General features: G+C 72.6%; 13 protein-coding genes. 7 read left to right on the forward strand and 6 right to left on the reverse strand.

Going from position 1 to position 16,661, the window contains the following annotated elements:
- Nucleotides 1-112: 112 nt before the first annotated feature.
- From ACIP94_RS01615 to rsmH, 3 genes are all read right to left on the reverse strand, one after another.
- On the reverse strand, nt 113-2,083 hold the full coding sequence (locus tag ACIP94_RS01615) for a peptidoglycan D,D-transpeptidase FtsI family protein (protein ID WP_402418008.1): 1,971 nt from the start codon (nt 2,081-2,083) through the stop codon (nt 113-115).
- A gap of 5 nt (nt 2,084-2,088) precedes the next feature.
- Entirely contained in the window at nt 2,089-2,667 is a 579-nt protein-coding gene (locus ACIP94_RS01620) for a septum formation initiator family protein (protein ID WP_402418010.1), read from the reverse strand.
- Between the two features lie 80 nt (nt 2,668-2,747).
- Nucleotides 2,748-3,704 carry a 16S rRNA (cytosine(1402)-N(4))-methyltransferase RsmH gene (gene rsmH / locus ACIP94_RS01625; RefSeq protein ID WP_402418012.1) on the reverse strand — a complete coding sequence of 319 codons (957 nt, stop codon included), beginning with the start codon at nt 3,702-3,704 and terminating at the stop codon, nt 2,748-2,750.
- A 440-nt stretch (nt 3,705-4,144) separates the two neighbouring features.
- Here rsmH and ACIP94_RS01630 point away from each other — a divergent pair, with 440 nt between their 5' ends.
- The 4 genes from ACIP94_RS01630 to ACIP94_RS01645 all read left to right on the forward strand — a co-directional run bounded on the left by ACIP94_RS01630 (nt 4,145) and on the right by ACIP94_RS01645 (nt 9,840).
- Complete coding sequence (locus tag ACIP94_RS01630; RefSeq protein WP_402418014.1) at nt 4,145-4,687, forward strand: beta-class carbonic anhydrase; 543 nt, start codon at nt 4,145-4,147, stop codon at nt 4,685-4,687.
- Between the two features lie 271 nt (nt 4,688-4,958).
- Nucleotides 4,959-5,984, forward strand: a complete 1,026-nt coding sequence (locus ACIP94_RS01635) for an AAA family ATPase (RefSeq protein WP_402418015.1) — start codon at nt 4,959-4,961, stop codon at nt 5,982-5,984.
- Nucleotides 5,984-7,342: a DUF58 domain-containing protein gene (locus ACIP94_RS01640; RefSeq protein ID WP_402418016.1), complete on the forward strand. Its 1,359-nt coding sequence runs from the start codon at nt 5,984-5,986 to the stop codon at nt 7,340-7,342. Before ACIP94_RS01635 ends, ACIP94_RS01640 begins: the two co-directional genes overlap by 1 nt.
- Nucleotides 7,339-9,840, forward strand: a complete 2,502-nt coding sequence (locus ACIP94_RS01645) for a transglutaminaseTgpA domain-containing protein (protein WP_402418018.1) — start codon at nt 7,339-7,341, stop codon at nt 9,838-9,840. Before ACIP94_RS01640 ends, ACIP94_RS01645 begins: the two co-directional genes overlap by 4 nt.
- A gap of 652 nt (nt 9,841-10,492) precedes the next feature.
- Here ACIP94_RS01645 and ACIP94_RS01650 read toward each other — a convergent pair.
- The 3 genes from ACIP94_RS01650 to ACIP94_RS01660 form a co-directional block, all read right to left on the reverse strand.
- Nucleotides 10,493-10,876: a DUF3040 domain-containing protein gene (locus tag ACIP94_RS01650; protein WP_402418020.1), complete on the reverse strand. Its 384-nt coding sequence runs from the start codon at nt 10,874-10,876 to the stop codon at nt 10,493-10,495.
- A 277-nt stretch (nt 10,877-11,153) separates the two neighbouring features.
- On the reverse strand, nt 11,154-11,924 hold the full coding sequence (locus ACIP94_RS01655; RefSeq protein ID WP_402418021.1) for a methyltransferase: 771 nt from the start codon (nt 11,922-11,924) through the stop codon (nt 11,154-11,156).
- 164 nt (nt 11,925-12,088) lie between these two features.
- On the reverse strand, nt 12,089-12,673 hold the full coding sequence (locus tag ACIP94_RS01660; RefSeq protein WP_402418022.1) for an SAV_6107 family HEPN domain-containing protein: 585 nt from the start codon (nt 12,671-12,673) through the stop codon (nt 12,089-12,091).
- A gap of 193 nt (nt 12,674-12,866) precedes the next feature.
- On the opposite strand from ACIP94_RS01660, the gene ACIP94_RS01665 reads away from it, so the two are divergent.
- Genes ACIP94_RS01665 through ACIP94_RS01675 form a run of 3 tightly spaced genes read left to right on the forward strand, consistent with a single transcriptional unit; the run spans nt 12,867 to nt 16,469 of the window.
- Complete coding sequence (locus tag ACIP94_RS01665) at nt 12,867-13,724, forward strand: ATP-binding cassette domain-containing protein (RefSeq protein WP_402420295.1); 858 nt, start codon at nt 12,867-12,869, stop codon at nt 13,722-13,724.
- Entirely contained in the window at nt 13,696-15,780 is a 2,085-nt protein-coding gene (locus ACIP94_RS01670; RefSeq protein ID WP_402418024.1) for a YhgE/Pip family protein, read from the forward strand. The genes ACIP94_RS01665 and ACIP94_RS01670 overlap by 29 nt, the downstream gene beginning before the upstream one ends.
- Before the next feature lie 56 nt (nt 15,781-15,836).
- On the forward strand, nt 15,837-16,469 hold the full coding sequence (locus ACIP94_RS01675) for a TetR/AcrR family transcriptional regulator (protein WP_402418025.1): 633 nt from the start codon (nt 15,837-15,839) through the stop codon (nt 16,467-16,469).
- The last annotated feature ends 192 nt before the right edge of the window (nt 16,470-16,661 follow it).

Below are 16,661 nucleotides of genomic sequence, written 5' to 3' on the forward strand. Positions count from 1 at the left end.
CGCGCTCAGCGCGGTCCGGCGAGGACGGGGGCGGGGCCGGGGGGTGGTTCCCGGGGTCCGGAGTGATCGTTGTCACGAGCTGGTTCCTGATCGGTCTTTTCCGTGGTGCTGGTCACGGGGTGAACGTGACGGGGAGGTTCGCGGCCTCGGCCCCGGTGGGTGGGACCTGGAGGGTCTTCAGGGAGAACTCCATGACCTGCTTGAAGATGGGGCCGCAGATCTGGCCGCCGAAGTAGCTGCCCTTGGTGGCGTTCTGGATGGCGCAGTAGACGGTGACGCGTGGGTTGTCCGCGGGAGCGAACCCGGCGAAGGAGGACGTGTATCCGCGGTATCTGCCGGTGGCCGGATCCACGCGGTTGGCCGTACCCGTCTTGCCCGCGACCCGGTACCCCGGGATGCGCGCCTTGATGCCCGTGCCCTGCTCGTCGTCCACGACGGACTCCAGCATCTCGGCGAGGGTCTTCGCCGTCTTCGCGCTGACGACCCTGGTCTCCTCGGGTTTCGGGGCCGGTGTGAAGCGGCCGTCCGGGCCCTTGGTGCCGCGCACCAGGGTGGGTTCGACGCGCACGCCTCCGTTGGCGATGGTGGAGTAGACGGACGCGGCCTGCACCGCGTTGATCGACACGCCCTGGCCGAAAGGAATCGTGTACTGCTGGGACGTCGACCACTTGCCGGGCGGCGCCAGGATGCCCTTCGTCTCGCCCGGGAACCCGAGTCCGGTGGGCTCCCCGACGCCGAATTTGCGCAGGTACGAGTAGAGGACCCGGTTGGCGGCCTCCTGGGTCTTGCCGAGCTGGCCGGCCGCCAGGATGGTGCCGATGTTGCTGGACTTGGCCAGCACGCCGTTGAGCGTGAGGTACCAGGTCGCGTGGTCGATGTCGTCCGCGAACAGCCGGTCGCCGCGGTGCAGCCGGTTGGGCACCGTCACATGGGTCATGGGGGTGGCGGCGTTCTCCTGGAGCACGGCGGCCATCGTCATGACCTTGGCGGTCGAGCCGGGCTCGTACGCGTCCTGGAGGGCCGCGTTGCCGAGCGCCGCCGGGCTCGCCCTGGAGAGGTCGTTCGGGTCGAAGCCGGGTGAGTTCGCCATGGCCAGGATCTGGCCGGTGCGGGTGTCCTGCACCACCACATAGCCGCGGTCCGCCTTGGACTTCCTCACCTGCTCGGTGATGGCGTTCTGGGCGGCCCACTGGATGTCGCGGTCGATGGTGAGCTCCACATCGGTGCCGGCCACGGCGGGGGTCTCGGCGGAGCCCGCGGTCGGCACCAGCCGGCCGCCGGACTGGGCGTAGCGGATCTTGCCGTCCCTGCCGGCCAGTTCCTTGTTCAGCTGCTGCTCGACACCGCCCCCGCCCTTGCCGTCGGCGTTGACCCAGCCCAGTATCCCGGCGGCGAGATCACCGTTCGGATAGACGCGCTTGCTGGTGGGCTCGGCCAGGACGCCGGCGAGCACGTTGACCGTGTTCCGGTCGGTCCCGGCCTTGGCCGCGAGCGTGTTCTTCAGGTCCTTGATCTGGTTCCAGACCTGCGGGGTCTGGCGGTGGGCCAGCAGGACGTAGCGGGTGTGCGGGGTCTTCAGCTTCGCGGTGAGGGCGGCGGTGTCCTGGCCGAGGATCGGGGCGAGGAGCGCGGCCGCCTGCGCGGGGGCGTCCGGCGTCTTGGTGGCTTCCGGAGTGAACAGCGTGGGGTCGGCGGTGATGTCGTACGCGTCCACGCTGGTCGCCAGCTCGACTCCGCCGCGGTCGGTGATCTCGCCGCGTACGGCCGCCAGGGTGCGGCCCACATAGCGGTTCTGGTCGGCCTTGGCCGCGTACGCGCTCGCGTCCACGGCCTGCACCTGGAGCAGTCGTACGACGAAGGCCAGCATCACCAGGGTCAGGGCGACACCGACCAGGCGCAGCCGGGGGCGGGGGCTGGCCAGCCGGATGCCGCGGGGAGCGGGGCCTCGGGCCGGGGCCGGGCGGCGCGCGGGGCGGGCGCCTGGGCCGGGGCGGGCGCCTGGGGCGGGGCGGCGCCGGGCGTCGGGGCGTACGGGCCGGGAGGGGCCGGGCACGCGGCGGCGCGGCGGTTCCCTGTCGGACACTTCCGTCACCTGCCGGGGGTCGGGGAGGGGTGTGCGGGCGGGGTGGAGGGCGCGGTCGCGGAGCCGGCCGCCGAGGGGGAGGCCGGGGACGGCTGCGCCGGGGCGCTCGGGGCGGGTCGCACGGGGGCGGCCGGGGACGACGGCGCCGTGGGGTCCGGATAGGGGCTGAGTACCTCGGGCGGGCGCGGCGCGGCGGTGTTCGCCGCGGGCTGCTGGGCGGCGGCGGAGGGAACGCCCTTGACGGTGCCGTCGGGGTTGAGGAACGCGGGGTCGCCGCCGGGGACCATGCCGAGTTCCCGGGCGCGGCGCTGGAGGGCGTCCGGGGCCGCGTAGGCGTCCACGTCCCGCTGGAGGGCCTGTTCCTCGTCGGTGAGGCTCTTGGTCTGCCGTTGCAGGTCGTCGAGCCGGAACGCGCCCTCGCTGAGAGCGGAGTTCAGCAAGAGGAGTCCGATGAGCCCGCCGCCGAGCAGCAGGACGACGAGCAGCACGAAGGGGGTACGGGCGGCGGCGGCGCCGCCACCGCCGGCCGGGATGAGGCGCGCGAGCCGGGCGGCCCTCCCCCTGAGTTCGGGATCCCCGCTCACACGGCCTGCTCTGTTCACTCGCCCACCCCTTTCGTCAGGCCCACTCGGCTTCCGTCGGGCTCACTCGGCTTCCGTCGGGCTCACTCGGCGTCCTCGCGGATGCGCTCGGCGCCCCGCAGACGCGCGGGGGCCGCGCGGCGGTTCTCGGCGACCTCCTCCTCGGTGGGAAGTTCGGCACCGCGCGTGAGGAGCTTGAGCCGGGGCTGGTGGTGTTCGGGGACGACCGGGAGCCCGGGAGGCGCGGTGGTCGCGGCGCCTGCCGCGAACACCTGCTTGACGAGACGGTCCTCGAGCGAGTGGTACGACAGCACGGCGATCCGGCCGCCGACGGCGAGGGCCTTCACGGCCGCGGGGATCGCCCTCTCCAGGACGGCGAGTTCGCCGTTGACCTCGATGCGCAGCGCCTGGAAGGTGCGCTTGGCCGGGTTGCCGCCGGTCCGCTTGGCGGCCTGCGGCAGCGCGTCCCGGATCAGCTCCACGAGGCGCGCGCTGGTGGTGAACGGCTCTTTCTCGCGCTCGCGCACGATCGCGGCCACGATCCGCTTCGCCTGCTTCTCCTCGCCGTACGCCCGCAGGATCCTGACCAGTTCGCCCGGCGGGTAGGTGTTGAGGACCTCGGCGGCGCTGACTCCCGCCGTCTGGTCCATGCGCATGTCGAGCGGGGCGTCCTGCGCGTACGCGAACCCGCGCTCCGCCTCGTCGAGTTGCATGGAGGAGACGCCGAGGTCGAAGAGCACTCCCTGCACGCGCGCGAGGCCCAGGCGGGCGAGCACGGCGGGGAGTTCGTCGTAGACGGCGTGCACCAGAGTGGCGCGTTCCCCGAAGGGGGCGAGCCGTTCCCCGGACAGGCGCAGCGCCTCCTTGTCGCGGTCGAGTGCCACGAGCCGTGCCTCGGGGAACCGCGTCAGCAGCGCCTCGCTGTGGCCGCCGAGTCCGAGGGTGCAGTCGACCACGACGGCCCCCGGCTCGGCGAGGGCCGGGGCCAGCATGTCCAGACACTGCCGGAGCATGACGGGCACGTGTCGACTCTTGCTCAAGGGGGCCTCTCATATCCGGCGCGCCGGTCCGCACGGACGGCCGGCCGCCCTCCTCCAGACGGCGCTGGGGAGGCCCCCGTGAAGAGTGCCTGCCGGCGCCGGAAGCGTCAGCCGACCGGGAGCGGGAGGAGGCCGAGCCATACGTACGCGCCGCGCACGCGGGGAGAAACCGGCGCGCGGCCGGCGTCTCCTGGGTGAACAGTCCGTGGGGAGAGCGTCTCGCCTCCCACTTCGCGTCACTTTAGTCCACCCTGTCTTGCGGTCAATCAACCGGCCTGCGCGTCGCCCGTCCGGCCCGCCACGGTGGGCGGCACATCGCTCTTCACCCGTCCGGCAGAGGTCTCACCCCCGTGTGGGGTACGTCACAACAAGCTGCGCTGTCGTTCTTTGTCCGCTCTCACAGCAGGCCTGGACCGGCTGTGACCAGTAACGTCATGGGTATGACGACTTCCGCATCCGTACCCACCGGCCCCGAAGGCGCCATAGACGGCACCGTTACCCAACGACTCGTGGAGGCCAACCAGCGCTATGCCGCCGCGTTCACGGATCCCGGGATGGACGCCCGTCCCGTGCTCCAGGTCGCGGTCGTGGCCTGCATGGACGCCCGGCTCGACCTGCACGCCGCACTCGGCCTGAAGCTGGGCGACTGTCACACCATCCGCAACGCGGGCGGCGTCGTCACCGACGACGTGATCCGCTCCCTCACCATCAGCCAGCGGGCGCTCGGCACCCGCAGCGTCGTCCTGATCCACCACACCGGCTGCGGTCTGGAGTCCCTGACCGAGGAGTTCCGGCACGAGCTGGAGATGGAGGTCGGCCAGCGGCCCGCCTGGGCGGTGGAGGCCTTCCGCGACGTCGACCAGGACGTCCGGCAGTCGATGCAGCGGGTGCGCACCTCGCCGTTCCTGCTCCACACCGACGACGTACGGGGCTTCGTCTTCGACGTGAAGACGGGTCTGCTGCGGGAAGTCGACCCGGCGTAGTGGTGCGTTCCGGCGGCCGGCCCGTCCCGTCACCGCGCCGCCGCGAACATCCGCTCGAGCAAAAATCCCGGCTCCGGTGGGCCAAAAAGGCCGTAAGGCCGACATACCGCGGCCACTTATCCACAGCCGAGTGACACGAACCGGTAACGGCCACAAGAATGCGGGGTGTGGCGTCACACGGAACCATTCCCGTGTGATGTCCGTGTTCGGGGTGGGCCGGTCCGCATCGCAGAGCGTCGGCCCGGAGAAAGTACGGGCCGAGGAGGGCCGGGTGACGACCTATGACGATCGAGCGAGCCTTACTGATCTGACCGCCACTGTGGAGCGCGTCCGCAGTTCGGTGGAAGGAGTGATCGAGGGCAAGCCCGAGGTCGTACGGCTTTCACTGACCGTGCTGCTCGCCGAGGGACATCTTCTGATCGAGGATGTCCCCGGCGTCGGCAAGACGATGCTCGCGAAGGCGCTGGCGCGCTCCATCGACTGTTCGGTGCGGCGCATCCAGTTCACACCCGACCTGCTGCCCTCGGACATCACAGGCGTGTCCATCTGGGACCAGCAGCGCCGGGACTTCGAGTTCAAGCCCGGCGCCATCTTCGCCCAGATCGTGATCGGCGACGAGATCAACCGTGCCTCCCCCAAGACCCAGTCGGCGCTGCTGGAGTCGATGGAGGAGCGCCAGGTCACCATCGACGGCCAGACCTACGAGCTGCCCAGCCCGTTCATGGTGGTCGCCACCCAGAACCCGGTGGAGATGGAGGGCACCTATCCCCTGCCCGAGGCCCAGCGGGACCGCTTCATGGCCCGTGTCTCCATCGGCTACCCGAGCGCGGACGCCGAGTTGCAGATGCTCGACATCCACGGTGGCGTCAGTCCGCTGGACGACCTCCAGCCGGTGGCGCACGCGCACGAGATCGTGAAGCTCATCGAGGCCGTCCGGGGCGTCCATGTGGCGGAGTCGGTCCGGCGCTACGCGGTGGACCTGGTCGCCGCCACGCGCACCCACCCCGATCTCAGACTCGGCGCCTCGCCGCGCGCCACCCTGCATCTGCTGCGCGCGGCGAAGGCGTCCGCCGCCCTGTCCGGCCGGGAGTACGCCCTGCCGGACGACGTACAGGCCCTCGCCGTGGCGGTCCTGGCCCACCGTCTGCTGCCCACCGCGCAGGCCCAGCTGAACCGCCGGACGGCGCAGCAGGTCGTCCAGGAGATCCTGCAGAGCACCCCGGTGCCCGCGACACCTCAGCAGTCCGGTCTCCCCCTGGGCCGGGGCTACGGCCAGCAGCCGCCCCGGAGGCTGTGATGACCCACGGGGGGACGGCACCCGGCGGCCGGGACGAACAGGGCGGGCTGCGCACCGCGCTCGCCGGGCTGACCACGCGCGGGCGCTCCTTCCTCGCCGCCGGGATCGCGGCCGCGATCTGCGCCTACGTCCTCGGGCAGGCCGATCTGCTCCGGGTCGGACTGCTGCTGGCCGCACTGCCCCTGGTCTGCGCGGCGGTGCTCTACCGCACCCGCTACCGGGTCGCGGGCAGCCGCCGCCTGTCCCCAGGGCGCGTTCCCGCCGGCTCCGAGGCCCGCGTCCATCTGCGGATGGACAACGTCTCGCGGCTGCCCACCGGGCTGCTGATGCTCCAGGACCGGGTGCCCTACGTCCTCGGGCCGCGCCCCCGGTTCGTGCTGGACCGGGTGGAGCCGGGCGGCCGTCGCGAGGTGTCCTACCGCGTCCGCTCCGATCTGCGGGGACGCTATCCGCTGGGCCCGCTCCAGCTGCGCCTGACCGACCCCTTCGGGCTGTGCGAGCTGACCCGCTCCTTCTCGACCTACGACACCCTCACCGTCGTCCCGCGCGTGGAGCCGCTGCCGCCCGTACGGCTCACGGGCGAGGCGACGGGCTACGGCGACGGGCGGCAGCGCTCGCTGGCGCTGGCCGGTGAGGACGACGTGATCCCGCGCGGCTACCGTCACGGTGACGATCTGCGCCGGGTGCACTGGCGCTCCACCGCGCGCTACGGCGAGCTGATGGTGCGCCGGGAGGAACAGCCGCAGCGGGCCAGGTGCACGGTGCTGCTCGACACCCGGGGCATCGCCTTCCGGGGCACCGGACCGGACACGGCCTTCGAGTGGGCGGTCGCGGGCGCCGCGTCCACGCTGGTGCACATGCTCGAACGGGGCTTCTCCGTCCGGCTGTTGACGGACACGGGCAACTCGGTGCCCGGAGAGGGAGCGGACGGGTTCGCGGGCGCGAGCCAGGAGTCCGCGGACGCGGCCGGACTGATGATGGACACGCTCGCCGTGATCGACCACTCGGACGGCACGGGCCTGTCCCGCGCGTACGACGTGCTGCGCGGCGGGAACGAGGGACTGCTGGTCGCCTTCTTCGGCGACCTGGACGAGGAGCAGGCCACGGTGGCCGCCAAGATGAGCAGACGCAGCGGCGGCGCGCTCGCCTTCCTGCTGGACAGCGCCACCTGGGTACGCGAGGAGACCGATGTGCCGGGCCCCCCGGACCCCACCGGGGAACGGTTGCGGATGCTGCGCGAGGCCGGCTGGACGGCGCTGGCTGTGCCCCGCGGGGTATCGATCGCGGAGCTGTGGCGCGAGGCGGACCGGCAGCGCACGGGCGTGGGCGCCGTGAGCGGTGCGGAGGGACGGTCATGAGCGGGCGGGCCCGGCTGGCGCTGTGTGCCGCGGCGGCGACACTGGCGGCGTCGTGCGCGCTGCTGCCCCTGGTGTCCCCGATGACCTGGCTGTTCGAGGCGGCGTTCCTGGTGGCCGTGCAGACCGGGGTGGGGGCACTGGCCCGGCGGGTGCCGCTGGCGCGCCCGCTGACCATCGCCTGCCAGGCGGTCGTCGGCCTGCTGCTGCTCACGCTGATCTTCGCGCACGGTCAGGCCATCGCCGGCTTCCTCCCCGGCCCCGACGCCTTCCGCCGCTTCGGGGAGCTGCTGCGGTCGGGCACGCAGGACGTGGGGCAGTACGCGACCCCCGCGCCGCTGACCCCCGGCATCCGCCTGATGGTCGTCGGCGGGGTGCTGCTCATCGGGCTCCTCGTGGACGCGCTCGCGGTGACGTTCCGCGCGGCGGCCCCGGCCGGGCTGCCGTTGCTCGCGCTGTACTCGGTGGCCGCAGGGCTCTCCGACGGCGCCGCCGACTGGCTGTGGTTCCTCATCGCCGCGAGCGGGTATCTGACGCTGCTGCTGGCCGAGGGCCGTGACCGGCTCTCCCAGTGGGGGCGGGTCTTCGCCGGCGCCGCGCGCGGCCGGGACCGGGACTCGGGCGGCACGGTCGCCCCGGTCCGCACCGGACGGCGCATCGGCGCGGTCGCCCTGGGCGTCGCCCTGGTGGTGCCGCTCGCGCTGCCCTCGCTCAGGAACGGCCTGCTGGACGGCACCGGCACCGGCGTCGGCGCGGGCTTCGGCAACGGCAACACGATCTCCGCGGTCAACCCCCTGGTCTCGCTGCGCGACAGCCTGAACGTGGACCAGGACCGCCAGGTCATGGCCTACCGCACCAACACGGACGACACCCAGGACATGTATCTGCGGATCGTCGCCCTGGACGACTTCGACGGCACCACCTGGCGGCCGGCGCAACGGCACATCACCGCCGTGCCGGACGCGCTCCCCACTCCGGCCGGCCTCGCGGGCGGTGTGCGGCGGACCGAGATCGAGACACGGATCTCGGCGGCGGACTGGTACGCACAGGACTGGCTGCCGATGCCGTACCCCGCGACCAGCGTGAAGATCAAGGGCAGCTGGCGCTTCGAGCCGGTGGGCCGCACGCTCGTCGGCGACCACGGACAGAGCACCCGTGGCCTTCAGTACGACGTCAAGAGTCTGATCGTACAGCCGACCGCGGAGCAGCTGGCCACCGCGCCGGAGCCGTCGGACGCGCTGAAGCGCGAGTTCACCAGGGTGCCGGCGTCACTGCCGGCGGTCGTGGGGCAGACGGCCCGCAAGGTGACCGCGGGGTCGACCAACCACTACGAGCAGGCGGTCAGGCTCCAGGACTACTTCTCGGTCGACGGCGGGTTCAGCTACAACACCGATGTCCAGGTCGGCACCGGGCCGGGGGCCATCGCGCGGTTCCTGAAGAGCAAGCAGGGCTTCTGCGTGCACTTCTCGTTCGCGATGGCCGCGATGGCCCGGACCCTGGGGATTCCGGCGCGGGTCGCCGTGGGCTTCACCCCGGGATCCCCGCAGGCGGACGGTTCCATGTCGGTGGGGCTGCGGGACGCGCACGCATGGCCCGAGCTGTACTTCGAGGGCGTCGGCTGGACCCGCTTCGAGCCGACCCCCAACCGGGGAACGACCCCCTCGTACACACAGGCGGACACGCCCAGCGGGGAGAACCCGCTTCCGCCGCGGCCGTCGCTGTCGTCGACGACGGCGCCGTCCACGGGTCCGTCGGCGAGCGAGAGCTGCTCGGCGGCCATGCACAAGCTGGAGGCGTGCCCGAACCAGTCCTCGGGTGCCGTGGCGGTCGCCGGTGACAGCGGGCCGCCGTGGTACCAGGTGGCGGGGTGGACGCTGCTGGGGCTGGCTCTGATCGCGGTGCCGCTGACGCCGATGCTGTGGCGGCTGCGGAGCCGGTCGGTGCGGCTGGCCTCCGCGCGGCACGCGTCGTCGGGCCTGCTGCCGGTCGGGGCAGGCCGGACACCCGGGGCCGGTGAGCAGTACGCCGGTGACGTCGAGGTGGCCCTGCTGCCGGGCGAGGGACCTCCGGGCCGGGCGGCCGAGGTGGCCGTGGGGCACACCCTGGCCGTGTGGCGCGAGCTCACGGACACGGCCTGGGACTACGGCATCGTGCCGGACGACGCCCTGACCCCGCGCGGAGCCGCCGAGCGGATCGTGCGGCTCGGCCGGCTGGACGGGCCCGCCGCCGCTGCCGTGCACCGCGTGGCCGGAGCCGTGGAGCAGGTGCTTTTCGCCCCGCAGCCGCGCTCCGAGGCCGGTCTCGTCGACGATGTGCGCGGGGTGCGGGCGGCACTGCGGTCCCGGATCAGCCTGCGAAGCCGGGTGCGCGCGGTGGTGGCACCGCGCTCCGCCCTGCGCGTCGTCTGGGCCGTCGGCGACCGCTGGGCGGACCTCAAGACCCGCTGGACAACCCGCTTGAGCGCCCTGCTGCGCCGCCCGTCGGGGCAGGAGAGCGGGTGAGGCGAGGGCGGCCCGCCGGCTGAGGCCGGGGGCGGCCGCCCGGCAGTGCGGCTGAGGCCGGGGGCAGCCGCCCGGCAGCGCGGCTGAGGCCGGGGGGTGGCTTGCCCCGGGGGAAGAGCTGAGAGGGGCGCGGCCTAGGGCCCCCACCAGCCGCAACGGCACACGCGGGGCCGGCTCGGCGGGGACGCGGCCACCCGGAGCGGCGTGGGCGGCCGCCACGGCGGCCGGTCCGGTGATTCCGACGGCGCGCCGTCGAGGACATCCAGGCGTTCCTTGCCGGAGAGCCGGTGCGCCGCCGCCGGCCAGGCTGCTCAAGGCGGACGGCGCCCGTGACATAAGGGCCGTCCGCCTCCGCAGCAGGGGTCGGCGGGGCCTTTTGGGCCCACGCCGCGCGCGCCAGGCGCGGACGGCTCGCGGAAGCGGCCGCGAGGCCACGCCCCCGGACAGAGCGGTCCCAGGCCCAGGCCACGGTGCGGTCCCAGGCCCAGGCCACCGTCCGGTCCGTCCCTGGCACAGGCCACCGTCCTGTCCCTGGCCCAGGCCCTCGGCGCACGGCCAACGGCCAACGGCCAACGGCCAACGGCATACGCAAGGGGGCGGCCACCAGTCGGTGGTCGCCCCCTTGCGGAAGTCTCGTCTTGGGACCGGAGGGCTAGTGGCCCTGTTCGTCCCGGCGTCGCTGCCAGCGCTGTTCGATTCGGTCCATCATGGAACGCCGCTGCCTGACCTGCCTGCGGGCGCCCGCCGCCCCCTGCTCGCCCGGCTTGGGAACCTTGCGCCAGCCGGTCACGACAAGCACCGCACAGCCCAGCATGACGAGGAAGCCCACCACGCTGATCCAGATCTGCTTTGCGACCATTCCGGCCATGAGGAGCGCGATACCCACCAGGAAGCCCGCTGCCGCCTGGTAGACCCGTCGCCGGGTGTATGTACGCAGCCCGCTTCCCTCAAGCGCTGTCGCGAACTTGGGATCTTCGGCGTACAGCGCTCGCTCCATCTGCTCGAGCATTCGCTGCTCGTGCTCCGAGAGCGGCACGGAGTCCTCCTCATCGTGCAGTCGCCGGGGCGACCGGGGGTCCCCTTCAGGATAGGCAGGGAATCGCCCCCTTGAAACCCGCCCCTCTACGCCAATTGGCCAACCGGAACCCGCCATGGCCGTCCTGGCTCACTGAGGCTTCCATTCCCCAGTGGCCGACCCGTCATGCCGGGCGGTCTCCCTCGATCATACGGCGCACACCGCCCGATAGGAGGTCCTGTGGCGTACTCCATGCGCCGTCTCGCCGCTGATCAACGGCGCGTGAACGGCGGTGGACTCAGGCCTCGGCCGCACCCCGGGTCTCGCCGAGGACATGGAGTTGCGTGGCCACGGAGTGGAAGGCGGGAACCTCGGCCGCCGCGGCCTCCAGCTTGAGCAGTGCGTCGAGGGCACCCGGCTCGGTGTCCACCAGCACTCCGGGCACGAGGTCCGCGAAGACCCGGACGCCGTGCACGGCGGCGACACCGAGGCCCGCGTCCTCGACGAGCGCGGTGAGCTGGTCCGCGGTGAAGCGGTGGGGCACGGGGTCACCCTCGCCCCAGCGGCCGTCCGGGTCCTGGAGCGCCTGCCTGGCCTCCTTGAAGTGACCGGCGAGGGCCCGCGCCAGGACGGCGCCGCCGAGCCCCGCGGCGAGCAGACTGAGGACGCCGCCGGGGCGTAGCGCGGCGATCACATTGCGTACGCCCTCGGCGGGGTCGTCCACGTACTCCAGGACGCCGTGGCACAGCACCACGTCGTAGCCCCCCGGCTCCACCACGTCGAAGAGGCCGTGGGCGTCGCCCTGGACGCCCCGCACCCGGTCGGCGACGCCGGCCTCGGCGGCGCGGCGTTCCAGCGCGAACAGAGCGTTCGGGCTGGGGTCGACGACGGTGACCCGGTGACCGAGGCGGGCGACGGGCACCGCGAAGTTGCCGCTGCCGCCACCGGTGTCGAGGACGTCCAGCACGTCCCGCCCCGTGGCCTTGACGCGGCGGTCGAGGGCGTCCTTGAGAACCTCCCAGACCACGGCGGTACGGAGAGAAGCGCGGGGGCGCATCGGGTCCGACACGGCAGTTGACTCCTCGGCGCGGCACCGCCTGCTTGTGCGGCGGAGCGATCGGACGGCCTTCCGGATCCGTTACCAGGGCGAAAGGCTTCAGCGGCTCCACCCTATTGCCTCCGGCACCATGCCCGGAGCCCCGACCCACACCACCGCACGGCCCGGCCCCGGGCTCACCCAGCGTCCGGCATCCCCCTCTCCCCCACCTCCGGCCCACCGCCGCCCCGCTCGCCGATCCCCCTGTCACCGATCCGCCGTGGCTGCGGCAGCACCGGCTGGAGCAGCAGCGTCCGCTCCACCAGACGCAGGAACATCGCCACGTCCCGCATCAGATCGTCGGCGTCGCGGGTACTCGCCGCGCCCGGGATGCCGGCCTCGGCGCGGGCGCGACGGGCGGCACCGGAGGCGAACAGCGCGCTCCACTCGGTCAGTTCGGGCGCTATCTCGGGGAGCACTTCCCAGGCGCTCCTGATCCTGGCGCGGCGCCGGGCGGTGGGCTCCGGCCGGCCGCGCGCGGCGAGTACGGCGGCCGCCGTGCGCAGGGCCGCCAGATGGGCCGTCGCATAGCGCTCGTTGGGGGTTTCCAGTCGGGCCGCCTCCTCGAGTCCGGCGCGGGCCTGGGCGAGCAGGTCCAGTGCGGCGGGCGGGGCCGTGGCCCGGCGGGGTACGGGGTGCACGTCGCTCGCCGGGCCGGTCAGTGAGGGGGCAGGGCCGGTGGCGCGGCGCCGGGGTGCGGCACCCGCGGGATAGCTGGCCATGACGAACCTCCTGTCGTCTGCGTGACGGCACTGTGGCCGTATGCGCCCATCGTGGGGTATGGCACTGACAGTCCGTTCTGACCTGCGGCTTTGCTTCGTTCGTAGGTTCGGGGTAGCTTTTGCACTGACCAGTCAGTTCAAAACCGTCCCACGACTGGGCCTGTCGCCCAGGGGAACGAGGGGGGACATGGACATGCAAGAGGAAACGGCCGGGGTCGCCGTGGAGGCCGCGGACCTCGGCCTGAAGGGCCCGCGCGGCCACGTGTTCCGGGGTGTCCATGTGACGGCCCGGCCCGGCGCTCTCATCGCTGTGGAGGGGCCGTCGGGCTCGGGCCGGACCTGTCTGCTGCTGACCCTCACCGGCCGGATGAAGCCCAGCGAGGGACGGGCCATGGTCGGCGGGCACCGGCTGCCCAGGGAGATGTCCGCGGTGCGCCGGATCAGCGCGATCGCGAACGTGTCCGGCGTCACCGACCCGGAGCCGGCGCTGACCGTGGGCGAGCAACTGCGCGAACGAGCCCTGCTGGAGAGCCGGTTCGGGGACTCCCTGCGTGCGCTGCTGCGGCCGCGCGACGAGCGCACGAAGGCGGCGAAACGGCGCATCGACATCGCTCTCGCCGCGGCCGGGCTCGACCCGGACACGCTGCCCAAGGGGCCCCGCACCGCCGTACGCGATCTGGAGCGCCTTCAGGCCCTGCGGCTGTCCGTGGCCCTGGCCCTGATGAGCCGGCCGCGCCTGCTCGCCGTCGACGACACCGACCACAAGCTCTCCGCCGCCGAACGGGCCGAGGCATGGGCCCTGTTGAGGTCCGTCGCCGAGGCCGGGACCACGGTGCTCGCGGTGTGCACGGAGGCCCCACAGGACGCGCTCGTGGTGTCCACGGCCCCCGGCGGCCGCGTGGCGCCTGGCGAGGACGTGCACCCGCCGGCCGCCGGAGAGGACGCGCAGGACGCGCCCCGGAAGGCCACCACCCCCGAGGAGCCGTCCGAGGACGGCGCAGAAGACGACAAGGAGACGGCGGATGCGCTCGCCGAAACTGGCCGCGCTTGAGCTGAGGCGGTTCGGCAGGGGAAGGCTGCCGCGCGCGGCGCTGGTGGCGCTCCTGCTGCTGCCGCTGCTGTACGGCGCCCTGTACCTGTGGTCGTTCTGGGACCCGTACGGGCGCCTGGACCGCATCCCCGTGGCGCTCGTCGACGACGACAAGGGGGCGACGGCGGACGGCCGGAGGATCACTGCGGGCGACGACCTCGTCAAGGGACTGCGCGAGAGCAGGACCTTCGAGTGGCACGAGGTGAGCGCGGCCGAGGCCAGGCGGGGCGTCGAGAGCGGCACCTACTACCTGTCGCTGACGATGCCCTCCGACTTCAGTGCGCGGATCGCCTCCAGCTCCGGGAACTCCCCCGAGACCGGCGCCCTCCAGGTGCGCACCAACGACGCGAACAACTACATCGTCGGGCAGATCTCCAAGACGGTGTTCAACGAGGTGCGCGCGGCGGCCTCCACGAAGACGTCGCGGTCGTTCCTGGACAGGATCTTCATCTCCTTCTCCGACATCCACGGCAAGACCGTCCAGGCCGCCGAGGGGGCCGACCGGCTCACGGGCGGGATCGGCAAGGCGAAGCAGGGCTCCAAGGACCTCGCCGACGGTCTCAGGGAAGCCGAGAACGGCAGCGGAAAGCTGTCGAGCGGCCTGACGAAGCTCACCCGAGGCGCGGGCGACCTCCAGAACGGGGCGCAACAGGTCGCGGACGGCACCCAGGCGCTGGCCGACCGCGTGGACGGCACGGCCGACCAGGTGCGGCCGTTTCTGAAGAAGAACGGCAGGCAGATCGCCGACACCGCGACTCTGGTGGCCGACTCGTCGGGTGTGATCAGCGACCACCTCGACGCGTTCGTCACCACGGCCCCGATCGCGGAGAGCGGCACCCGCAAGGCGTCCGAGGCGCTGAACGACGTCTACGACCGGCGCTGTGTCGGCCAGTTGCTGCCCGACCCTGCGTGCGACGACCTGAAGAAGGCGAAGGACGCGGCGGCGCAGGCGGCGAAGCTCGCCCATGACGTGAACACCGTCGTGCAGGACTACCACGGGGACATGGCCGCCATGAAGGCGGACCTGAAGACGCTCCAGCAGCAGGCCCGGGCCCTCGCCAAGGCGGCACCACACCTCTCCGAGGACCTCGATGACGCGGTCGCCAAGGTGGACGCGCTCAACAAGGGCGCCGCCCAGGTCGCCCAGGGGGCCAGGACCCTGCACATCAAGCTCGGCACCGCGCAGACCGGCGCGGCCGACCTGAACGCGGGCATCGGCAGGCTGGAGACGGGCGCGATCGACCTCAACGGGGGCATGTACAAGCTCGCCGACGGCTCCGGAAAGCTCGCTGGCGGACTGCACGACGGGGCCTCGAAGATCCCGGCCTACGACAAGCAGGACCGCGACCGGCGCACCGGGGTCATGGCCGACCCGGTGCAGCTCGCCTCCAGGGACCTGCACCACGCGCCGAACTACGGCACCGGTTTCGCCCCCTACTTCATTCCGCTGTCCCTGTGGGTGGGTGCGATGGTGGCGTACATGCTGATCCCGCCGCTGAACCGGCGTGCGCTCGCCGCGGGCGCCTCGGCCTGGCGGATCGCGCTGGCGGGCTGGCTGCCGGCGGCCGGCGTCGGTGTCCTCCAGACGACCGCCCTCATGGCCGTGCTGCACTGGGCGATCGGCCTGGAGATGATGCGGGCGGCCGGCACGATCGGGTTCCTGTTCCTGGTGGCGGTGTGTTTCGCGGCGATCGTGCAGTGGCTGAACGCGCAGTTCGGCGCGGCGGGCCGGATCCTCGTCCTCGCCCTGCTGATGCTCCAGCTGACATCCGCGGGCGGCACCTACCCCGTGGAGACCAGTCCCGGCTTCTTCAACGCGATCCACCCCTTCCTGCCGATGAGTTACGTCATCGAGGCCCTGCGCAGGCTCATCACCGGCGGCGGCCTCGGGCCCGTGTGGCAGGCGTGTGCCGTGCTGACGGCGTTCACCGCGGGCGCCCTCGCGCTGACCGCCCTGTCGGCCCGCCGCAGGCAGGTGTGGACCCTCGACCGGCTGCACCCGGAGCTGAGCCTGTGACGGCCACAGCCGGACCTGCGTCCTTTGACGGGGGCTTTCCTGTGAGAATCAAGGCCATGGAACGCAGCAGTGCCGCCGCGCCAGGCGGCTCGGGCCGTCGCGCGGCGACCCGGCAGAAGCTCTACGAGGCGGCGGTCACCCTCATCGCGGAACAGGGTTTCTCCGCGACGACCGTCGACGAGATCGCCGAACGGGCCGGGGTCGCGAAGGGCACGGTCTACTACAACTTCGCCAGCAAGTCCGTCCTCTTCGAGGAGCTGCTGCGCCATGGTGTGGGTCTGCTCACCGCCTCTCTGAGGGAGGCGGCCGAGCAGACCGCCCTGGCCGGCGGCAGCAAGGTCGACGCCCTGGACGCCATGATCCGCGCGGGACTCGGCTTCATCGCCCGCTATCCGGCCTTCACCCAGCTGTACGTGGCCGAGCTGTGGCGCACCAACCGGGCCTGGCAGTCCACGCTCATGGTGGTGCGCCGGCAGGTCGTCGCGGCCATCGAGGACGTGCTGCGCGAGGGTGTGGCGAACGGCGAGTTCAGCGAAGAGATCGATGTCCCGCTGACGGCGGCAGCGCTGGTCGGCATGGTCCTGGTGGCGGCCCTCGACTGGCAGTCGTTCCAGCCGGAGCGCTCCCTGGACGACGTCCACGCGGCGCTGTCGAGATTGATCCAGGGGCGCGTGAGCGGCAACAGGTAGCGCGCGCCCGGCGCACGAAAGGCGCAAAGCGAAGACGCGAAGACGCGAAGACGCGAAGACGCGAAAGAAACGCGAAAGCGCCGGTCCGAGGTGGTCGCGTCCCTGGTGGGACGCCTCGAACCGGCGCTCCGTCGTTCCCCCGTGCTCCCCTTAGGGCCCCCGTTCGGTCGTTCCCCCGGGTCCCCCGTATCT

Origin of the sequence: Streptomyces sp. NPDC093261, assembly GCF_044753645.1 — a bacterium.
Taxonomy (GTDB): domain Bacteria; phylum Actinomycetota; class Actinomycetes; order Streptomycetales; family Streptomycetaceae; genus Streptomyces.